This window comes from Paenibacillus sp. BK033, assembly GCF_004345425.1.
In the GTDB taxonomy this organism is placed as follows: Bacteria; Bacillota; Bacilli; order Paenibacillales; family Paenibacillaceae; genus Pristimantibacillus.
The window spans coordinates 46,928-61,208 of sequence record NZ_SLVP01000002.1; the positions used below are offsets into that span (position 1 = coordinate 46,928).

Here is a 14,281-nt window from a genome sequence, read left to right on the forward strand (position 1 = left end):
CCTTCTATTCTGTAATGAGGTCGTGCAACCGAAATTTCGTAATGCGGGCGATTTGCCATAAGGCCTCGTCGGCTTCTTCTTCCGGACTGTTATTCATTCTAGCTTTCATAGCGGCTAAAATATCGGATTTGTCCTTGCCGCGGACGGCCAGGATAAAAGGAAAGCCAAACTTGCCGGTGTATGCCCGGTTCCTGACCGAGAACACCTCGAACTCCTCCGGCGTCAGCCTGTCGAGTCCCGCTCCCTGCTGCTCCTTCGTCGAATAATCGCCGATTTTGATGCGGGTAGCCAGATCCGGATGCTCCCGGAACAGCTGGAGCTTCTTCTCTTCCGAAGAGTGAACGACAGCCTTCACCATCGCGTCATGAAGCTCCTCCACCGATCGGAAGGGGCGGGCTTCAAAAGCCAATTCGGCAACCCAAGGGGAATGCTCGAAGATAGCGCCAAGGGCTTCAACAAAGGCTTCCTTCGGCATTTCGTTAATCGCCGATAGATTCAGATTCATAGGCTTCCTTCCTCCACTCTATCGCTTTTTGCACAGCTCTCTTAATGCCTCCGTAACCGGTGCACCGGCATATATTGCCGGACAACGCTTCTTCAATCTCCAGCGGCGTCGGATCCGGCGTATGATCGAGCAGCGCCTTGACCGATATAATCATTCCCGGCGTGCAATAGCCGCATTGGAAGCCGCCTTCCTCGAGAAAGGCTCTTTGGATCGGGTCGATGCCGCCGGCTGCCGCCGAGACCCCTTCGATGGTTGTAATGGATTTGCCCGAGCATTGATAGGCCATCGTAAGACAAGAGTTAACGGGAACGCCGCCCACCATAACCATGCAGGCGCCGCATCGGCCGATATCGCAGGAACGCTTCGTTCCCGTCATCGCCAGGTCATCGCGCAGCACGTGAAGCAGCCGCTTGGCCGGCGGTACGTTCAAGCTGACTTCCTGACCGTTAATCGTGCACGGTATCGAACTTGCCGTAAGCGGACTCATGGACTTTGCCGAATCTTTCATTCTCCGCTCACCGCCTTGTCTAGGAATGATTCAAAAGATTGCGCGAGCAGAAGCTCCGAATCGATCGGCAGCTTCGTTACCCGAACGCCGATCGCGTCATAAATCGCTGCGGCGATCGCCGGTGCCAGCGTTACCGATCCTACCTCGCCAATCCCCCGGGGACCGAAATGGTCTTCTTCCGGCAGCTCTTCAATGGGATGAACGTCAATAGTGCCGCGATGCTCCGCTATCGTTGGGACCAGGTACGTATCCAGGTTTTTCGTCAAATATTGCCCGCCGCTCATCACAGCGTCTTCCGTAAGGGCAAAGCCGATGGCCATGCTGCTGCCGCCTTCGATCTGCCCAAGAAAGCCTTGCGGATTGATCACCGGCCCGGCGGCTACCGCGTGGTATTGATGCAGCACCCGGACCCGCCCGGTCAGCTGGTTCACTTCAACCTTGACGGCAACCGCCGAATACGTATACAGGAAATGGGCGCCTACCTTTTCCGTTGCCGAGGTTGGGAAATGGAACTGCGTTGTGCTCGTGATCGGTTCTCCGATAGCTGCCGCAAGTGCCGGATAGGTCATCAAACATTGCGCATGGCCAGAATGGCCAGATTCGGGGCACCCGGGGCTGGCTTCAATGGCGTAAATGCCGCCTTCGCCAAACCTCAGCCGGCTTGCGGGAAGCTGCAGGATATCCGCGGCTTTGCCGAGAATCGCTTCCTCGAACAGCGGACGCAGATTTTGCAGCGATTTCCACATCATGCTCGTGGCGCGGGATGCGGTGGTTGATCCGCTGTCCGGCACCACGTCCGTATCGCCGATAATGATTCGGATGTCCTCGGCAGCGAAGCCGAACTGCTCAATCAGCATTTGCTCAAGTGAAGCGATCAGGCCTTGCCCGAATTCCTCGTAGCCGAATACCGCTTCGATCTTGCCGTCCGCGGCGAGCGTCAACCGTCCGCCGGCCGGATCGGGAATGCCGAAGCCTAGTCCCGCTCCATGCATCGTAAATGCCGCTCCGATTCCGGTCCGGATCCATGGTTCATCCGGGACTGCCTTGGCCGCGGGACTGCACCGCTCCTGCCATAGCGAACTGGAAGTCATCGCGGCCGAGACCTGCTTCGCGCCTTCCGTCATGGCGATAGGCTGGTCGAACGGACCGGGGTCCTCGGTTCTCCGCATATTCCGGAGACGGAGCTCCCAGGGATCCATGCCTAGCTTTTCCGCCAGCCGGTCGAACTGCCCTTCCAGGGCAAATATCGCCTGGTTGCCGCCAAAGCCCCGGAACTCGCCCGACATCCCGTTATTCGTGTAGACCGAGAAGCCTTCCACGTCCAAATGCTCGTACCGGTAAGGACCTATCACATGCTCAACGGCGAAGTTCAGCACTTCCGCGCCAAGCGTGGCGTAAGGACCCGTATCCGCGATAATTCGGACTTGGTGGGCCATCAGCCGGCCGTCTCCGTCCACGCCGGTCTTCATCGTAATTTTCATCGGATGCCGCTTGAGGCCGGCCCGAACCGATTCCCATCTGGAGTTATGAAGCTTTACCGGTCGATTGGTTATCCGCGCGAGCAGCGCTCCGTAAGGCTGAACGTTCAGCTCGTCTTTTCCGCCGAAGGAACCGCCGATTGGGCTGGACACGATCCGAATCTCGCTTTGCGGAATCGCAAGAATGCGGGCCAGCTGCATGCGGTCCATAAAGCCATGCTGGGTTGGCGAATAAACGGTGAGCCGTCCGTCCTCGCCCGGTATAAACAGGCCGCCTTCCGTCTCCATGTACGTATGCATCTGCCGCGGCGTATAATAGGTTTCTTCCACGACATGGGCGCAGCTCTCAAAGCCTGCGGCAACGTCGCCGCGCTGGAATCCGTTCCGGTGAAGCAGATTTCCTTGCGGATGAAGCCGCGGCGCTTCGTCCGTAAGCGCATATTCCGCATCCTCCACAATCGGCAGCAGCTCATATTCGACTTCGATTAACCGAATCGCCTGCTCCGCAATTTCAAGGGTATCCGCCGCTACGGCTGCGACCGCATCCCCGACATACCGTACGCGGTCCTCGCATAGGACCGGCTGATCGGGATGCGCGATTCCAAACCGGTTAAGCCCCGGTACGTCTTTATGGGTAATGACGGCATGCACGCCCTCCAAAGCCGCGGCCTGCTCGATTCGGATTGCCGTAATCCGCGCATGCGCATGAGGACTTCGCAGCACGCGGCCAATCAGCATATCCGGTGCTGTCATATCGGTTAGATAAGCCAGCTTGCCGGTTACTTTACCAGGCCCGTCAGGACGAACACGCCAGCGATCCCCGCTTCCTTCTCTGTTCAAGAGCATAGTTGACCACCCGTCCTCTCTTTTGCTGCGACGCCGGAAGTTTCACCTTGCCGCTTTCCATAGTTCCGAAGCAATCAGATTCGCCGCTGCCTTCTTCCTGTAGCTGACCGGAACGAATGCATCTCCTTTGGGCTCGTAATGCTCGACAATCATGGAATAAACCTCCGTAATGATCTTCTTGTCGGCCGGCTTCCCAATCAAAAATTGTTCCACCGTCTCCAGACGATGCGGGATCGTCTGCCCGCCGCCAAACGCGAGCCGAACGTCTCTCAGCCGATTGTCCGGATCAAGCTGTATGCTGAATGCGGCGGTTACGACCGAAGGCGTAAAAGCATCCCTTCTGCCGACTTTATGGTAAGCGACGAATCGCTTCGTATTCGAATCCAAGGCAGGCTCGGTCAGGGAAACCGACAGGAGCAGCCGTTCCTTCCAGGCCGGATGCGCCGCCGCGGTGGACAGCCATTCCGATAATGGCTCCTCCAGTCCGCTTGAGCCGTCATGCCAATGCAAAACCGGATCATAGATAAGCAAGGCCGGTAAAGAGTCGCCTACCATAGACAGCACATTGCCGCCGATCGTGGCCAGGTTGCGGATGGACGGAGCGGCGATACTGCGCGCAGCTTCCGTAAGAAGCGGGAACCTCGTATTTACTATCGGGCTGGTCCGTATATCCGATAGAGTCATCATGGCTCCGAAGGAGCCTCTTCCGCTCCCGACGTCCAATTGAAGGCCTTGAAGCTCCACAATGGCCCCGATATTAATCAGATGGTTCGGCATGGCCGCCAGACCCGATTCCCATTGCGTGCGCAGCAGCGTGCCTCCTGCGGCGAATACGCCTTCCGCGCCAAGCGATGCCTTGAGCTGCACGGCCTCCGCGGTTGTTGCCGGATGCCAGACGAAAGGTGCTTCAGCCACTCCTTGTGCATTTGCAGCCATAACGCCATCCCCTTCCTTTAAAATCTTTGTTCGCGAATATACGGCGTGCCGAGCGACTCCGGCGAGCCCGACGGTTTATTGCGGTTACGCCACCCGAGGAACATCAGCACCAGAATCGTTACAAGGTAAGGAATCATCTTGAGGAAATAGGACGGAATCTCGCTGCCGATCAATTGAATGCGGAAACCGATCGTATCGAGTGCGCCGAAGAAATAAGCGCAGAACAACGCGCGGATCGGATTCCATCTTGCGAAAATAATGAGAGCAACGGCGATCCAGCCTCTGCCCGCCGTCATGCCTTCAATCCATGTTGGCGAATACACCATCAGCAGGTCTGCGCCCGCAAGGCCGATCAGCATGGAGCCGGCGATGATATAGCCATAACGGAACGTTTGAACCCGGATCCCCATCACATCGGCCGTTGGCGGATTATCCCCAATCGCTCTTAGATGAAGTCCCCATGAGGTGCGGTGAATGTATAAATGCAATACGATAACCAGAATAAAGCTGAACCAGGTTAAAACATCGAGATGAGCGAATATTCCGCCAATTACAGGCACATCGTCAAGCCCATTCAAGTTCACCTTCGGAACCGCGCCCGCTACCGGCTGTCCGGTAATGCTTTTGCCAAGATAAGCGCTAAGCCCCGTGCCGAATAACGTTAGAGCCAAGCCGCTGACAATCTGATTGGCCCGAAGCGTCACGCACATAAAGGCGTGCACGATACCAAGCACCGCGCTTATCGCACAGGCAGCCAGCAAGGTGAGGACAAGATTGCCCGTGTGCAGGTATGTCATACAGGCTATGACGGCTCCCATCAGCATTAGACCTTCCGCCCCGAGCTGGATAATGCCTGACCGTTCGATCAGAATGCCTCCAAGCGTGGCGAATAGGAGCGGTGTGCCGGAAGAGATGGCAGCTACAATGATTTGTACGAATAAATCCATGGTCTACACCATCCCTTCTATGCGTTTCTCCGGATACGGAATTTGCTGGCCATGCTCCCTGCAATCAGGAAGAACAGGATCGCCCCTTGAATCATCGATGAGATGGAGGACGGAAGACCAATCGTTTGAACGCTGAAGCCGCCGACGATAAGGCCGCCAAACAGGAATGAAGAGATGACTAGCCCTACCGGATTCAGCTTCGCAAGCCAAGCGACGATAATCGCCGTATACCCGTATCCCGGGGATATTCCGTACATGAGCCGGTGGGTGACGCCCGATACTTCCGCCATCCCGGCAAGGCCGGCCATGCCTCCGCTGATCAGCATCACGAGCAGGATATGGCGGCTGATTTTGATCCCCGCATTTTTAGCCGCTTCCGGGTTGGCCCCAATCAAGCGCAGCTCGTAACCCCAGCGGGTGTATTTCATCAGGAAGGCATACAGCAGAACTGCCACAACGGCAAACACGAGACCAAGATGCAGCCTTGTATCCCCCAGCACCGGAAGAGACTGCGCGTCCGTAAATACCGGAGTGCCCGGGAAATTAAAGCCTTTCGGATCCTTCCAAGGACCAAAGACGAAGTAGTTCAAGGCCAGTAAGGCCACATAGTTAAGCATCAGTGACGTAATCAGCTCGTTTACCTGGAAATACGTCCTCGGGATTGCAGTTAGCAGCCCCCAGATACCGCCCCCTAATATGCTGAACGCGATCATTGCAGGAATGACGAGGTACGCGGGCATATTCGGAAAATAAACCGTTACCGCTGTCGCCGCCATCGCTCCTGCCAGAAATTGCCCCTCCGCCCCGATATTCCAGACCGAGATGCGGTAAGCAATCGCTACACCGATTCCGCACAAAAGAAGCGGAATGGATTTCACGAGCGTTTCCGTAATGCCGAATGAGGTTCCAAAGGCTCCGGTAATCATTTTCGTATAAACCGTGATCGGGTTCATGCCGTTAGCGGCGATAAAGATGCCGCAGAAGACCAAAGCTAGCAGAATGGAGACGATCGTCATCCACCACGGGCTTTCTTTTCTCGATGGATCCAGTTCGATCCGAAGAGACAGCAGCTTGCTGCGGCGCGGCGCTGTATCCGGTTGTTCGATGGTTAGAGTGCTTTGTACCGGCTGCTTGCTCATACGACCTTCTCCTCCTCCGAGTCATCCCCATCCCGAACGCCGGCCATGTATAAGCCGATCTGTTCGCGGGTCGCTTCCCCTCGCGCCAATTCGCCGACCATTCGGCCGTTATAGATTACTAATATGCGGTCGGACAGCTGCATAACCTCATCCAGGTCCTCCGAAATAAGAAGGATGCTTTTGCCTTGCCCGCGCATCTCCGTCAAGAGCCGGTGAACGCCTTCCGTCGCTCCCACATCCAGCCCTTGCGTGGGGTGAACGGCCACCATAAAGAGCGGGTCCTGCTCAACTTCCCTGGCAAAAAGCAGCTTCTGCTGATTGCCTCCGGATAGCTGCCTTACGGGAGCGTCCAGCCCGGGAGTCTTTACGTCGAACTGTTCCACCAGCGATTGCGACCAGCTCCGGTTCGCGCGCGAGCGAAGGAAGCCGAAGCGGGAGCGATCGCTGGTGCGATAGGATTTGAAAAGCAGATTATCGACAATGCCCAAGCTTCCGGCAAGGCCGCTCTTCATCCGGTTCTCCGGAACATGGGCGATACGGGCTTCAATGGCTCCGCGAACCGAAGCGTTCTTCAGCGGGCCGCCGTTAAAAGTAATGCTGCCTTTGCGCCATGGACGAAGTCCGGTCAGCACCTCCGCCAGCTCCTTCTGCCCGTTGCCCGCTACGCCGGCAACCCCCACGATCTCGCCTTCATGCACCTGGAACTCCATCCGGTTCAATGCCTTCCGCCCATGATCCGCGAATACGTCCAGCTGATCGACGATAAGGAGCGGCTTGCCCTTCGGCCGGCTCGCAAGCGGCTTCTGCACGGCAATCTCTTTGCCAACCATCAACCTGGCAAGCTCGCGTTCGTTCGTTTCGCTTTTCGCCATCGTATGAGTGAGTTTGCCTTTCCTCATGATCGAGATGCTGTCGGAGATCGCCATGACTTCCTTTAATTTATGAGTCGTAATAATTACGGTCTTGCCTTCCGCCTTCATCTGCCCAAGCGTGATGAACAGCTGCTCCGCTTCGCCTGGCGTAAGAACCGAGGTTGGTTCGTCGAGAATAATCAGATCGGCGCCGCGATAAAGCGTCTTGACGATCTCGACCCGCTGCTGCTCCCCGACCGACAGCTGCCAGATCGGCCGGTCAACCGGGAAGGTCAGCCCGAATTTGACGGCTATCGCCTCAATCTCTCCCTGCTTCTTCTTCATCCAGCCCGGACCGCGCCAGAAGGATGATTTCTCGCCCAAAATAATGTTCTCGGCAGCCGTTAAGGTCTGAACGAGACGGAAGTTTTGAAATACCATCCCGATGCCAAGCTTCATGGCATCCTTGGGCGAGCGGATTTTGGCTTTCTCGCCGTGAATATAGATCTCGCCGCTGGTTGGACGGTAAACGCCGGAGAGCATGCACATCATCGTGCTTTTGCCGGCTCCGTTCTCCCCTAGCAAGGCGTGAATCTCTCCTGCCTTCGCTTTGAAATCGACTTGGTCATTCGCGACAACGGAGCCGAACTGCTTGACGATGCGCTGCATTTCCACGGAGTAGGTTTCGAGCATTCGCGCTTCCTCCTAAAAAGAATTGTCACACAAGCGGCCATCTATCTGGCCGCTTGTGATGATTCTTGCGCTGAAAGATTGGATGGCGGCCAATAAATCAACAAATCCCTTAAGCAAGGGATTTGTTGATCGGCCGTTTGGCTGGCTCAAGGCTATTGAGGAATCGTTCCTTCCACGCCTTTGACGAACCAATTCATCTCCAGAATTTGCTCCAGGCTCATCGTTTGGCCGGCTTCCTGCTTCGAAGCGCCGGATGCATCCGTGATCGGGCCGCTGAATACGTCAAGCTCTCCGCTGATGATTTTCGCTTTCGCATCCTCAACCAGCTTTTTCACATCGTCAGGAATGCTAGGCCCAAGCGGAGCGAGGCCAACCATGCCATCCACCATGTCGCCGGAGTATTGCTCGCTCTTCCAAGTTCCGTCGATCACGGATTGAACCACTTTCGTGTAATATGGGCCCCAGTTCCAAGTCGGGTTCGTTAAGTATGCTTCCGGTGCGTAACGGGTCATGTCGGAGTCGTTGCCGCCTGCGAGCGCGCCGCGTTCGGCAGCCGCCTGCAGGGTTGCCGGGGAATCCTGGTAAGCAAGCAGGACATCCGCGCCTTTATCCAGTAAGCTGATTGCCGCTTGACGCTCCGCGGTTGGATCATACCAGGTGTTGCTCCATACGACGTCTACTTTCGCGTCCGGATTCACGCTTTGGATACCCAGCGCAAACGCATTGATGTTATAGATCACTTCAGGAATCGGGAATGCGCCAACGTAACCAATGACGTTCGATTTCGTCATTTTCCCTGCCGCAATGCCGGTCAGATAGCTGGCTTCATAGTTCTTGCCGAAGTAAGTGCTCATATTGTCCGCTGTTTTGTAACCTGCCGTATGCATGAATTTCACTTTCGGGAATTTCTTCGCCACGTTTAACGTAGGATCCATGTATCCAAAGCTTGTTGTGAAAATAATGTCATGATTTTGAGCCAGCTCGGTAATAACGCGTTCGGCGTCCGCGCTTTCAGGTACGTTTTCTACCGTGTCAGCTTTAATGCCAAGCTTCTCTTCCATGTACTTCCTGCCATTGTCATGCTCGAAGGTCCAACCGCCGTCTCCGGGAGGCCCGATATAAACGAATGCGACTCGCGGCAGCTTCTTCCCGCTGTCCGTTGCTGCCGGTTCGGGCGATGTCTGTGTATTGCCCCCATTTGCCGTTTCGTTTGTTTTGTTGTTGCCGTTACTGGAACATGCCGACAATATAACGACCATAAAAACGAGTAATGCCAACCCCACTGTACGTGCTTTTGCAACTTGTTTCATATCGTTCCTCCCCAACTCTCTATCATCATCATGCCGTAGCGGATGATGTAGTCTCAATATACTTGCGCGTTACTATTGCGTCAATATATCTGACATTAGATTGGAAAGAGGTATAAAATAACGAAAATTCATTGTGCACGATGCACGTCTTCCGCAAAATATGTAACAAAAGGTTACGCATCATCCATGGTTAAGCTTGGTCTAAACGTCTAACCGCCAGGTCAAAGCCAGCTTCATCATCTACATCAAGCAGCCATTCAGCATCCTTACCTCTGAATTCAATGATTTTCCCCTTATACTCCGGCGATCCAAACAACTTGCGAGCCCCCATATCGCCTCTCAAGCCGCGAAGCGCCGGATACATGCTCTGCCGGATAACCGCAGGCGGCATAATGATTCCATCTGCGGAGAATGCGGCAAAGTCCAATGCGGGATTCTCCTCCATAACAGCAAGAAGACGCCGCACCATAGCAGCCGTGACAAAAGGTTGGTCACCTAGCCCGATCACGATCGCATCGGGATTCGGGGAGCTGGACAGCGCGGCGTCTACCCCGGCACGAATGGAATAGGACATGCCAAGACTTGCTTCTTCGCAGACGACGATATTCAATTGGGAAACGTATAGCTTATCTCTTCTTATATCCCGCAGCCAAGCAAGCGGATCGTCCGGACGGATCACAAGGTGTATCCGTCCGATTCCGCTAGCCAAGAGAGCGCGAAGCGCCATGCTGCCGAGCGTAACGCCCGGCGAAAGCTCGAGCGGCAGCTTCGGCTTGCCCATTCGGCTGCTCTGTCCCGCCGCCAAATAAATTGCGGATAGGTTCATGGAGTTCCTCCTTTTGCCGATCGGCCTTATGCTTATTCCGCCATTGGTAACGCAAAGCGATTAATTCAGCGGCAATGCTGACCGCAATCTCGTATGGACCTTCGGCCCCGATGGACAAGCCGATAGGCGCCTTGACATTAGCCGGCGGAACTTCCCCGTTAAACAGCATGCCTATTCTTTTGACAGAGCCCATAACCCCTATATACTTTGACTGCGAAGCCAATGCCCATTCAATCATTTCCCGGTCGTAATGAAGACGATGGCTGCAGACGATTACGGCATCCTCGGAGCTCGGCTGCAGCCTTTCGCGAAGCTGCCCCGGCGTGCCGATATAATGCTCCGCGTACGGAAAAGCAGCCAGCAGACGAGGACGCCAGTCCGCGACAACGACATGAAAGCTGCTTTGCGTCAAGAGTTGATAGATAGGAACGGCATCCGGACCGGCGCCAAACAAAATGACTCGTTGCCTGTTCGTTACGCGGAGACTAAACTGCCAATCATAGAACGGATCGGAAGAAGGAGGCGCAATTTCCTCCGTCGCAAGCTCGTAACTCAGCTCCTCCCCCTTCAGCCCGCGTACAAACCAAATGTTCCTGCCTTCTTCCAACAGTTCCAGAATATCCATCAATATCCGCCGAAGCCTTCCTTCTACCGGCTCCAGCAGAACGCGGATGACTCCGCCGCAGCCGACAGACTCTCCCCAGATGGGATCGTCGCCCGGCTCCATGTTGTATTCCGCCACTTCATAACGCTTGGCTTCCCAGACGGAGAGGGCACGCTCCCCGAGATCGGATTCGATACAGCCCGGACTAACCGTGCCGACGGCATCTCCGTTTAACAGAAGCAGCATGGCCGCTCCCGCCTTGCGGTAGGCATGCCCTTCGACTCCGATAATGGTTGCCAGGACTGCCGGCTGATCCTGCAACCGGATCGTACGCAGGATGTTAATCATGTCCATCGACAACCCCTCCTAAAAGTTTTGCGAAGCAAAACTGGCTTCGTAAGCTTTCGCTTTAAGTTTTGCGAAGCAAAACTGGCTTCGTAAGCTTTCGCTTAAGTTTTGAGCGAACAGCCGATTAGAGTCTTGCCAGAAGCTCCTTCAAGGTCCGGTCTGCCTCGCGCAGCACAAGCGGTTTGTCTACCGTCTTCATGATTCTGCCTTCCATAACGATCTGTCCGTCTATCATCACGGTATCCACATCGCCGCGCGTAGCCGCGTAAACCACTCTGGAATACCAGTCCGCATCAAACGAAGGATAGACATGGAAGTCTTCCAGATCAAGCAGCTGCAAATCCGCAAGCTTTCCGACTTCAATGCTGCCGATTTTGTCCTCCAGGCCAAGCACGTGAGCACCGCCCATCGTCGCCATGCGAAGAACGGTCTTTGCGTTCATGACGGTTGGACCATGCTTCACCTTCTGGATAAAGGCCGTAAGGCGCATCTCTTGGAACATATCGAGATTGTTATTGCAAGGCGCTCCGTCTGCTCCGATACCGATATCGATCCCTTCCCGCAGCAGCTCGGGAACCTGCGCGACGCCGGATGCCAGCTTCAGGTTCGAGCCCGGGCAATGCGTAACCTTCACGCCCCGTTCCTTGATAATCCGTTTTTCCTTTTCATCCATCCAAATGCTGTGCGCGAGAATAAGATTCGGACGAGCGAGACCGATATGATCCAGATAAATCACGTTTCGCATGCCGCGCTCGGCTTCGACGATCGAGATTTCCTCCCGGTTCTCCGACGCATGGGTATGTACCTTTACGCCGTATTGAGCGGATAAATCTCGTACTCCGACAAGAAGCTCTTCCGTACACGAGACCACAAACCGCGGGCAAAAAGCGTATTCGATCCGTCCGCCCGCAGCTCCGTGCCACTTTTCCAGCAGCTCCACGCTTTCCTTGAGCGACTGCTCCGTCTTCTCCTGTAGAGGAAGCGGAACCTCCGTTCCGTAATCCATCATCACCTTGCCGGAGACGGCACGGATCCCGCTTTCGAGAATGGCTTGAAATGCCGACTCCGTATGATTGACGGTCTCCATATCGAGAATGGTCGTTGTGCCGCTTCGGATGAGTTCCCCGATACCCAGCAAGGCCGAATAATAGACGGATTCCTCATTATGCGCTGCCTCTAGCGGCCAGATGCGCTGTCTCAACCAATCAATCAGCTCCAGATCGTCAGCTCTTCCTCGGAACAAGGTCTGGCACAAATGAATATGCGTCTGGATGAAGCCGGGCAGAAGCACTTTCCCCCGGGCGTCTATGATACGGTCCACCTCAATATCCTGAATATTCGGACCAATTTGAGCAATTTTGTTGTCTTTCACAAGCACATCGCCGATTAAAATCTCATCCGATGCATTCATCGTCATAATGACGGCATTGCGAATCAAGGTCGAATTCATGTTTACCGCTCCTTTGTTGCAGCCCGAATCGTTATAGGATGGCTGGTTAGGTTTGTTCGTTCATTAACAGCTTGCGGAATAAGAATGCGATCTTGAGCCTGAGAAGATCATTCATTTTCTTGAAATCCACCCCTAATATCTCGCTTAGCTTCTCGATCCTGTAAGTTGCCGTGTTACGGTGGATATAGAGCTTCTTCGCCGTTTCGTTTAATTGGCCGTCCTGCTCCAGATAAGTCTCGAGCGTGCGCAGCATTTCGTTGGCGTAGTCCGGATCCTTGTTTACGAGTCCGCCCAGCCAGCGATTGCAGAACGCTTCCATCCGGTCCCTCGACACATGCTCGAACACGATTGCCAAGTCCATGGTATCAAAGGAGGTAATGGGTTGCGCGACTCCCCATTCGGAAGCAAGTCTTTGGGTTTGCCTGCATTCGTCGAAAGCCTCGTAAAGCTGGTCTGCCCGCTTCTTCCGGCTGCTGACCGCCGCCCGCGGATTCCCGCCGCCCTCCCGCTGGATGGAAGCAAAGCAAATCGTTAACGCGGACTCCAGGCATCCGTCCGCCTGCCCTTCCAACTCCGGGAATACCGACAATAACCCTTCCTCCATTACCATATGCATGCCTCTCAATTCCTGAAGTTTCGCATGGCTTAAAAAATCCGTTTTTAGCTTCTCGAGCTTCTCGGCCCTTTGCGGCGCCGATGCATGAGGGACATCGCTCAGCACGCAGACGTAATGGCTTTGGAACACCTCGAGCTCCCACCGGTCCGCATACTCCACAACCTTATCAATCGGCAGACCGTTCCTCAGGTAACGCTTGATCAACACGCCGAAGTCCTTCTGCACCGACAGCTCGAAATAATCCTCGTAATTAAAATTCATTTGGTAGGATAATAGCTCCGCCGCCTGCAGGTAGAGACTTTCTTCAATAGTAGAAAGGAATAGCTGCGGATTAAAAAACAGAACAAATCCCGTACAGCGGGACTGCTTCATAAGAGGAATGCGGAATGCCTGCCACTGCTTGCTCTTCATCCACTTCTGCTGCTGCGGCCAAGGCCAGCTGCCCGTTAATTCAGTATCGGCTACCTGCGAGCTGTTGTATACGATCTGGCCTCTCGACCCCACGATCGCCATCGGGAACCCGATAATATCCGCAACCGCATCAAACAATTCGTTGATATGATCCGTCTTGAGAGCCATCCTCATCAGCCGGACCTGCTTATCGAATATATCCTGCAGCACGCCGGTATTACGGCGCAGCTCTTCCTTAAACAAACCGCTCATCTGGTCGGAGAACGTGAATTGATAAGGGAGCTCAATTAGAGGAAACCCAAGCTCATTGGCAAAAGCAATCATCTGCTCCGGAATCGCGTCCCAAAATCGGCCAAGCTTGATCCCGAGACCCGACGATCCGCGCTGATTCAGCTTAGCCAGCAGCTCCGTTGCGTCCTGCGGGTGGTCCTTGATCAGATAGGCAGTCGTGAACAGCATTTCCCCTTCCTTGATCCAATCGGTAATATCAGGGGCATCCATCACATTGACGGATTTCACGATCCGATTGCGCCCTGCTGTTCCGGCAACCAGCTTCCCTTCCGATAAAGGAAACACGTTCAGCGCCTGTTCCACTGTCAAATGCATAGCGCACCTCCGCTCACCATGTAAACATCTTCCGACGTTACTTTATATAACATCATAAATCAGAGATTTCCTTTAATCAATAGTTATGTAAATATAATTAACCATATAAACTCTCAAACTATCAGTTCATCTATTAAAATCTCCATATTCTGGTTGTAGATCTTATATAACTAACATATATATAACGCATTTGGCCGAAAAAATGCC

The 14,281-nt window shown here is 54.4% G+C and carries 12 protein-coding genes; all 12 read right to left on the minus strand.

Features of this window, described 5'->3' with window-relative positions:
• Positions 1-4 precede the first annotated feature (4 nt).
• The gene (gene uraD / locus EV294_RS30615; protein ID WP_132305416.1) at positions 5-505 is read right to left on the minus strand and encodes a 2-oxo-4-hydroxy-4-carboxy-5-ureidoimidazoline decarboxylase; all 501 of its coding nucleotides are present in this window, start codon (positions 503-505) and stop codon (positions 5-7) included.
• Positions 480-1,013 carry a (2Fe-2S)-binding protein gene (locus tag EV294_RS07390; protein ID WP_132305418.1) on the minus strand — a complete coding sequence of 178 codons (534 nt, stop codon included), beginning with the start codon at positions 1,011-1,013 and terminating at the stop codon, positions 480-482. Before EV294_RS07390 ends, uraD begins: the two co-directional genes overlap by 26 nt.
• Positions 1,010-3,337: a xanthine dehydrogenase subunit D gene (pucD, locus tag EV294_RS07395; RefSeq protein WP_132305420.1), complete on the minus strand. Its 2,328-nt coding sequence runs from the start codon at positions 3,335-3,337 to the stop codon at positions 1,010-1,012. Before pucD ends, EV294_RS07390 begins: the two co-directional genes overlap by 4 nt.
• Before the next feature lie 42 nt (positions 3,338-3,379).
• Positions 3,380-4,273, minus strand: a complete 894-nt coding sequence (locus tag EV294_RS07400; protein WP_132305422.1) for an FAD binding domain-containing protein — start codon at positions 4,271-4,273, stop codon at positions 3,380-3,382.
• A gap of 17 nt (positions 4,274-4,290) precedes the next feature.
• Entirely contained in the window at positions 4,291-5,220 is a 930-nt protein-coding gene (locus EV294_RS07405) for an ABC transporter permease (protein ID WP_132305424.1), read from the minus strand.
• Positions 5,221-5,237: 17 nt separating this feature from the next.
• The gene (locus tag EV294_RS07410; protein ID WP_132305426.1) at positions 5,238-6,359 is read right to left on the minus strand and encodes an ABC transporter permease; all 1,122 of its coding nucleotides are present in this window, start codon (positions 6,357-6,359) and stop codon (positions 5,238-5,240) included.
• Entirely contained in the window at positions 6,356-7,903 is a 1,548-nt protein-coding gene (locus tag EV294_RS07415) for an ABC transporter ATP-binding protein (protein WP_132305428.1), read from the minus strand. The genes EV294_RS07410 and EV294_RS07415 overlap by 4 nt, the downstream gene beginning before the upstream one ends.
• A 152-nt stretch (positions 7,904-8,055) precedes the next feature.
• Positions 8,056-9,213 carry a BMP family ABC transporter substrate-binding protein gene (locus EV294_RS07420; protein ID WP_132305430.1) on the minus strand — a complete coding sequence of 386 codons (1,158 nt, stop codon included), beginning with the start codon at positions 9,211-9,213 and terminating at the stop codon, positions 8,056-8,058.
• Positions 9,214-9,403: 190 nt separating this feature from the next.
• Positions 9,404-9,994, minus strand: coding sequence for a nucleotidyltransferase family protein (locus EV294_RS30620; protein WP_243711636.1), 591 nt, complete (start codon positions 9,992-9,994; stop codon positions 9,404-9,406).
• On the minus strand, positions 9,915-10,997 hold the full coding sequence (locus EV294_RS07430) for an XdhC family protein (RefSeq protein WP_132305434.1): 1,083 nt from the start codon (positions 10,995-10,997) through the stop codon (positions 9,915-9,917). Before EV294_RS07430 ends, EV294_RS30620 begins: the two co-directional genes overlap by 80 nt.
• A 118-nt stretch (positions 10,998-11,115) precedes the next feature.
• Positions 11,116-12,441: a 5'-deoxyadenosine deaminase gene (locus tag EV294_RS07435; protein ID WP_132305436.1), complete on the minus strand. Its 1,326-nt coding sequence runs from the start codon at positions 12,439-12,441 to the stop codon at positions 11,116-11,118.
• A 46-nt stretch (positions 12,442-12,487) separates the two neighbouring features.
• Positions 12,488-14,074: a PucR family transcriptional regulator gene (locus EV294_RS07440; RefSeq protein WP_132305438.1), complete on the minus strand. Its 1,587-nt coding sequence runs from the start codon at positions 14,072-14,074 to the stop codon at positions 12,488-12,490.
• Positions 14,075-14,281: the final 207 nt, after the last annotated feature.

Coding starts and splice junctions, on each gene's coding strand:
- uraD (WP_132305416.1), bottom strand. CDS start 505: ATGAATCTGAATCTATCGGCGATTAACGAAATGCCGAAGGAAGCCTTT.
- EV294_RS07390 (WP_132305418.1), bottom strand. CDS start 1,013: ATGAAAGATTCGGCAAAGTCCATGAGTCCGCTTACGGCAAGTTCGATA.
- pucD (WP_132305420.1), bottom strand. CDS start 3,337: ATGCTCTTGAACAGAGAAGGAAGCGGGGATCGCTGGCGTGTTCGTCCT.
- EV294_RS07400 (WP_132305422.1), bottom strand. CDS start 4,273: ATGGCTGCAAATGCACAAGGAGTGGCTGAAGCACCTTTCGTCTGGCAT.
- EV294_RS07405 (WP_132305424.1), bottom strand. CDS start 5,220: ATGGATTTATTCGTACAAATCATTGTAGCTGCCATCTCTTCCGGCACA.
- EV294_RS07410 (WP_132305426.1), bottom strand. CDS start 6,359: ATGAGCAAGCAGCCGGTACAAAGCACTCTAACCATCGAACAACCGGAT.
- EV294_RS07415 (WP_132305428.1), bottom strand. CDS start 7,903: ATGCTCGAAACCTACTCCGTGGAAATGCAGCGCATCGTCAAGCAGTTC.
- EV294_RS07420 (WP_132305430.1), bottom strand. CDS start 9,213: ATGAAACAAGTTGCAAAAGCACGTACAGTGGGGTTGGCATTACTCGTT.
- EV294_RS30620 (WP_243711636.1), bottom strand. CDS start 9,994: ATGGGCAAGCCGAAGCTGCCGCTCGAGCTTTCGCCGGGCGTTACGCTC.
- EV294_RS07430 (WP_132305434.1), bottom strand. CDS start 10,997: ATGGACATGATTAACATCCTGCGTACGATCCGGTTGCAGGATCAGCCG.
- EV294_RS07435 (WP_132305436.1), bottom strand. CDS start 12,441: ATGAATTCGACCTTGATTCGCAATGCCGTCATTATGACGATGAATGCA.
- EV294_RS07440 (WP_132305438.1), bottom strand. CDS start 14,074: ATGCATTTGACAGTGGAACAGGCGCTGAACGTGTTTCCTTTATCGGAA.